6 protein-coding genes are annotated in these 5,229 nt (G+C 70.3%); 3 read left to right on the top strand and 3 right to left on the bottom strand.

Annotated elements, in window-relative coordinates; translation table 11 throughout:
• Positions 1-209 precede the first annotated feature (209 nt).
• Entirely contained in the window at positions 210-1,493 is a 1,284-nt protein-coding gene (locus tag AX721_RS13020) for an MFS transporter (RefSeq protein WP_068876427.1), read from the bottom strand.
• Between the two features lie 72 nt (positions 1,494-1,565).
• On the opposite strand from AX721_RS13020, the gene AX721_RS13015 reads away from it, so the two are divergent.
• The 3 genes from AX721_RS13015 to AX721_RS13005 all read left to right on the top strand — a co-directional run bounded on the left by AX721_RS13015 (position 1,566) and on the right by AX721_RS13005 (position 3,589).
• Positions 1,566-2,198, top strand: a complete 633-nt coding sequence (locus AX721_RS13015; RefSeq protein WP_156467157.1) for a TetR/AcrR family transcriptional regulator — start codon at positions 1,566-1,568, stop codon at positions 2,196-2,198.
• Position 2,199: 1 nt separating this feature from the next.
• Positions 2,200-2,652: a DUF488 family protein gene (locus tag AX721_RS13010; RefSeq protein WP_068876426.1), complete on the top strand. Its 453-nt coding sequence runs from the start codon at positions 2,200-2,202 to the stop codon at positions 2,650-2,652.
• A gap of 61 nt (positions 2,653-2,713) precedes the next feature.
• The gene (locus tag AX721_RS13005; RefSeq protein ID WP_068876425.1) at positions 2,714-3,589 is read left to right on the top strand and encodes a crotonase/enoyl-CoA hydratase family protein; all 876 of its coding nucleotides are present in this window, start codon (positions 2,714-2,716) and stop codon (positions 3,587-3,589) included.
• A 163-nt stretch (positions 3,590-3,752) separates the two neighbouring features.
• Here AX721_RS13005 and AX721_RS13000 read toward each other — a convergent pair whose 3' ends face one another.
• Entirely contained in the window at positions 3,753-4,967 is a 1,215-nt protein-coding gene (locus AX721_RS13000; RefSeq protein WP_068876424.1) for a pentapeptide repeat-containing protein, read from the bottom strand.
• 95 nt (positions 4,968-5,062) lie between these two features.
• Positions 5,063-5,215 (bottom strand): CorA family divalent cation transporter, encoded by a 153-nt coding sequence (locus tag AX721_RS26865; RefSeq protein ID WP_082769852.1) that lies wholly within the window; start codon positions 5,213-5,215, stop codon positions 5,063-5,065.
• Positions 5,216-5,229 lie beyond the last annotated feature (14 nt).

The following is a 5,229-nucleotide window of genomic DNA, read 5'->3' as shown; positions in this document are numbered from 1 at the left end:
CGGCGCCAGGATGGTGCGGTAGGTGCGGGCGTTGAAGCCGTTGGCGTGGGAGAACACCACATCGACCGGCCGCTCGGGCGGGCCGAAGTCCAGCACCGCCATCTCGCCGCCCCTCGCCGGCAGCGCCACACGCCGCGCCCGCGGCTCGTATCCGACCATCGCATTCATGGACGCTTCCTATCGCGCTGACGCCGCGAGAGGAAACCCGCTCATGCCGGAACGGGCGTCGCGGGGGGCGCCTCGTCCTGGCGACGGATGAGCAGCGCGGCGCAGGCGGCGAAGACGGCGAGGAACCCGGCGATGACGAAGGCGGCGGCGTAGCTGCCCTGGACGTCGCGCAGAGCCCCGGCGCCGAAGGCCGCCGTCGCCGCGCCCACCTGGTGACCGAAGGCGATCCAGCCGAACACGATGGGCCCCTCGCGCTCGCCGAAGCTCTCGGTCGCCAGCCGCACCGTGGGCGGCACGGTGGCCAGCCAGTCGAGGCCGTAGAACACGGCGAAGATCGTCAGGCTGACGACGTCGAACTGCAGGAACGGCAGGGCCATCAGCGAGAGGCCGCGCAGGCCGTAGTAGACGAACAGCAGCTTGCGCGGGTCGTAGCGGTCGGTGAGCCAGCCCGAGGCTGTCGTGCCCACGATGTCGAAGGCGCCCATGGCGGCCAGCAGCGCGCCGGCCTGCACCAGGGCCAGGCCGCGGTCGCCGCAGAACGAGATCAAGTGGGTGCCCACCAGGCCATTGGTGGTGAAGCCGCAGACGAAGAAGGTTGCGAACAGCAGCCAGAAGGCCGGGTTGCGGCCCGCCTTCGCCAGCACCGACAGCGCCAGCATCACCGCGTCCCCCGGCCGCCCGCGCGGCGGGGCCGGCTCGACCTCTGCGGCGCCATAGGCCGGCTGGCCGATGTCGGACGGGCGCTCGGGCATGAGGAACAGCACCAGCGGGACCAGCGCCGCCGCCGCCAACGACACGGCGATCACCACCGGCCGCCAGCCGCCGGTCTCGGCCAGGGCCGCCATCCCGGGCAGGAAGATCAGCGAGCCGGTGGCCGTCGAGGCGCTGAGCAGGCCCATGACCAGCCCGCGCCGGGCGACGAACCAGCGGTTCACCACCGTGGCGCCCATGGCCAGGGCCACCGCGCCGCTGCCGAAGCCCGACAGCACGCCCCAGGTCAGGAGATAGTGCCAGGGCTCGGTCATGAAGAGGCTGAGGCCGGTGGAGCCGCTCATCAGGACGAGACCGGTCAGCAGAGTGCGCTTCACGCCCAGGGTCTGCATCAGGGCCGCGGCGAACGGCCCGATCAGACCGTAGAGGAAGATGCCGATGGCCGCGGCGGCGGACAGTTCGGCCCGCTCCCAGCCGAACGCATCGTGCAGCGGCGTCAGGAGCACCCCGGGCGCCGAGCGCAGGCCCGCGGCCGCCAGCAGGCTCAGGAACGTCACCCCCGCGACGACCCAGGCGTAGTTCTGGCCGAAAGGCCGGCGGCGTGCTAGGCTCATGTAACTGACCGGTACGGAAAATTATCGACGCCGACCAATACGTACCGGTCTGTAACGTTGTCAAGGCCCGCCATGACCCAGACCTCCATGCCCAAGACTGCGAAGCCGAAGCCTGCCAAGGACGCGCCGCGCGAGCCCAAAGCCGCCGAGCGCATCCTGACCACCGCAGGCGAACTCTTCTACCGCGAAGGCACCCGCGCCATCGGGGTGGACGAGATCGTCTCGCGCGCGGGCGCCACCAAGCCGACGCTCTACCGGGCGTTCCCCTCCAAGGATCATCTGATCGCCGCCTACCTCGAGGGCCAGGGCGAGGGCTTCTGGGCCTATTTCGAAGCCGCCGCCGGCAAGCACCCGGGAGATCCCAAGGCGCAGATCCTCGCCTTCTTCGACGAACTGGGCGAGCGGGCGACCCGGCCCGGCTACCGCGGCTGCGCGCTCACCAACGCCGCGGTGGAGTATCCCGCCGCCGACCATCCCGGCCGCCTGGTCTCGGTGGAGCACAAGCAGGGCCTGCGCGAACGCCTGCGCCAGATGACCAAGGCCATGGACGCCCGCAAGCCCAAGAAGCTGGCCGACGCGCTGCTGCTGCTGATCGAGGGCGTCTATGTGTCCAGCCAGCTTTTCGGGCCGGATGGCCCGGCCGCGGCAGCCAAGGGCGCGGCCCAGGCGTTGATCGAGGCGCACACCCGCCCGGAACCGGAGTGACATGGCCTTTCCGCTCGCCACCATCGGCTATGAATCCGCCCCCCAGGCGAAAGTGATCGACGCATTGAAGGCGGCGGGCGTCGAAGTGCTGATCGATGTGCGCGCGGTGGCGGCCTCGCGGCGGGCCGGGTTTTCCAAGGGCCTTCTGTCCTCCAGCCTGCAGGACGCGGGCATCGAATACGTCCACCTGCGCGCCCTGGGCACGCCCAAGGAGGGCCGGATGACCGCGCGCAAGGGCCGGACCGCCGAGATGCGCCAGATCTTCGAGGCCCACCTGGCCGAACCCGCGGCCCAGCTGCAGCTCGCCCAGGCCATCGAGATCGCCAAGGGCCGCAAGGCGGCCCTGCTCTGCTACGAGGCCGACCACCGCGGCTGCCACCGCTCGATCGTGGTGGAGCGGATGCTCGAGGCGGCCGACTTCCAGGTCGAGAACCTGGCGCCCTCGACGCTCTAAACGAGGCCCTGGCCTTCCGCAGGGTCGTCGCGCGATGATCGGGCAGCCAAGGGAGGACGCCATGAACGCGCCGGCCGCCATCGACATCACCACCACCGACTGGACCTGTTTCGACGTCACCATCGAGGACCACGTCGCCCACATCCGCCTGAAGCGCCCCGAGGCCATGAACACCATGGTCCGCGCCTTCTGGAACGAGTTGCCGCAGATCGTGCGCGACATCGACGAGAACGCCCGCGCCCGCTGCATCGTGATCTCCTCCACCGGCAAGCACTTCTGCGCGGGGATGGACCTGGCGGTGTTCGGCGGCGGCGGATCCACCGCCTCGGCCGCGGCGCCGGACAGCGCGATCAACGCCGAGGCCATGCGCTTCCACGTGAAGTTGCTGCAGGACAGCTTCTCCTGCCTGGACGAGGCCCGCATGCCGGTGATCGCGGCGATCCAGGGCGGCTGCGTCGGCGGGGCGGTCGACATGACCAGCGCCTGCGACATCCGCTACTGCACGGCCGACGCCTTCTTCGTGATCCAGGAGATCAACATCGGCATGACCGCCGACGTCGGCACCTTCCCCCGGCTCTGCAAGCTGATCCCCGAGGGCTGGGTGCGCGAACTGGCCTACACCGGCCGCCGGCTGCCGGCCCAGCGGGCGCGCGAGATCGGCCTGGTGAACGAGGTGTTCGACACTCACGAGCAGGTGGTCGACCATGCCCTGGCCACCGCGCGGGAGATCGCCTCCAAGGCGCCGCTGGCCGTGACCGGCTCGAAGGTGATGATCAACTACGCCCGCGACCACACCATCAAGGACGGGCTGGACTATATCGCCGTCTGGCAGACCAGCATGTTCTCCGGTCCGCACATGGCCGAAGCCTTCAAGGCCAAGGCCGAAAAGCGCGACGCCAACTTCCCCGACCTCGCCCCCCTCCGCAAAGAGATGTGAGGCCAACAGCTCGTCCCCTGCGAAGCGGGGGAAGGGGACCACGAAGTGGTGGAGGGGGCGCTCTCCCGAAATTCAGAGCGGGCTGCCATGCGCCCCCTCCGTCTCGACGCCGGGGGCGTCGATCCACCTCCCCCGTCGTCTTCGCGACGTGGGAGGAGCGTTCCTAGACTTCCAGCTCGGCGCCGGTGAGGTCGCAGCCGGCGATGCGGGCGCCGTCCATCTCGGCTTCCAGGAACCGGGCGCGGGGGGCGTGGGCGCCCCGCAGGTCCGCGCCGCGCAGCGAGGCGCGGCTGAAGTCGGTGCGCACGAAGCGGTTGTCGCCGATGGCCAGCGGACCCATCTTCGCGCCGCGCAGGTCGGCGCGGGCCAGCTGGGCTCCGGTGAACCGGGCGCCGCGCAGATCGGCCTCGCGCAGGTTCACACCCCGGAAATCGCAGCCCGTGAGGTCGGCGCCCTGGAGCTGGACGCCCTCCAGGTCCATCCCGAAGAAGATCGACTTGGGCGACGACAGGCCGGACAGCCGCCGCCGCTTGAGGGTCTTCATCGGGCGGAAGTCCACCTCGAACAGCTTCATCACCTTGCCCTGGCGGCCGCCCGAGTCGCAGAACTGCTCGTGCTCGGCCATCACCTCGGTCAGCGACTTGTCGTCGATGTAGAAGATCGGCGGCGGCGCGCGCAGCACGTCCGACAGGTCGGCGTCGTCCAGGCGCGCCTGGCTCAGGTTCACGTTGGTCAGCACCGCGCGCTTCATCGAGGCGCCCGTGAGGTCGGCCCCGCCCAGGTCCGCGCCCGACAGGTCCGCGCCGTCCAGCACCGCCCGCATCAGCTTGGCGCCGGTCAGGATCGCCCCGGAAAGGTTGGCGTCGGTGAAGTCGCTGGTCATGGCGACCGCGCCGCTCATCTGCGCGCCCTGCAGGTTGGCGCCCGACAGCACGGCGTAGTTCAGCTCGCCCGGCCGATGCTCGTGCCGCAGGATCCGGAAGCCGTCCAGCTTGTCCTGCAGGGCGATCCGGCCCTCGCGCAGGTCGCAGCCCGCCAGCTCGGCCCCGGCGAGGTTCGCCCCGCGCATGCAGGCGCCGCGCAGGTCGGCCCGCTTGAGGTTGATATGCCGCATGTCGGCTTCGCGCAGGTCGGCGCCGAACAGGATCGCCCGCGACAGGTTGGCGCGCGCCAGGGTCGACCCCGAGAGCTTCGCCCCCGTCAGGTCGGCGTCGCGCAGGTCCACGCCCTCGAGCGAGCAGTTGGCCAGGTCGGCGTAGGTAAGGTTGAGGCGTCGGCCGCCGGCGCGCCCCGCCAGATAGCGCTGGTGGGCGTCGAGCGCCTCGCGGAGCGCATGGGCGTCGAGCGCCGTGTGATGCTGCTGTGCTTGGGTCGACATGAGGCCTTCGCGTTCACCATGCCGGCAACGCGCTTAAGGATGGGTTGCGCGACAGCCTTAAGCGAACCTTGTGCGCAATCCGGAGTGGTGCCGCCTCAGAGCCACCCCCGCCTCTTGAACCAGAGCACCGGAATGGCTGCGGCGACCAGCATCGACAAGAGGGCCAGGGGATAGCCGGCCTTCCAGTGCAGCTCCGGCAGAACGTCGAAGTTCATGCCGTAGATCGACGCGATCAGGGTCGGCGGCATGAACACGACGGCGA

This window comes from Phenylobacterium sp. CCH9-H3, assembly GCF_001557235.1.
Taxonomy (GTDB): domain Bacteria; phylum Pseudomonadota; class Alphaproteobacteria; order Caulobacterales; family Caulobacteraceae; genus Phenylobacterium.
Note: the sequence above shows the minus strand (reverse complement) of the source record. Positions and strands in the feature narration are given on the sequence as shown.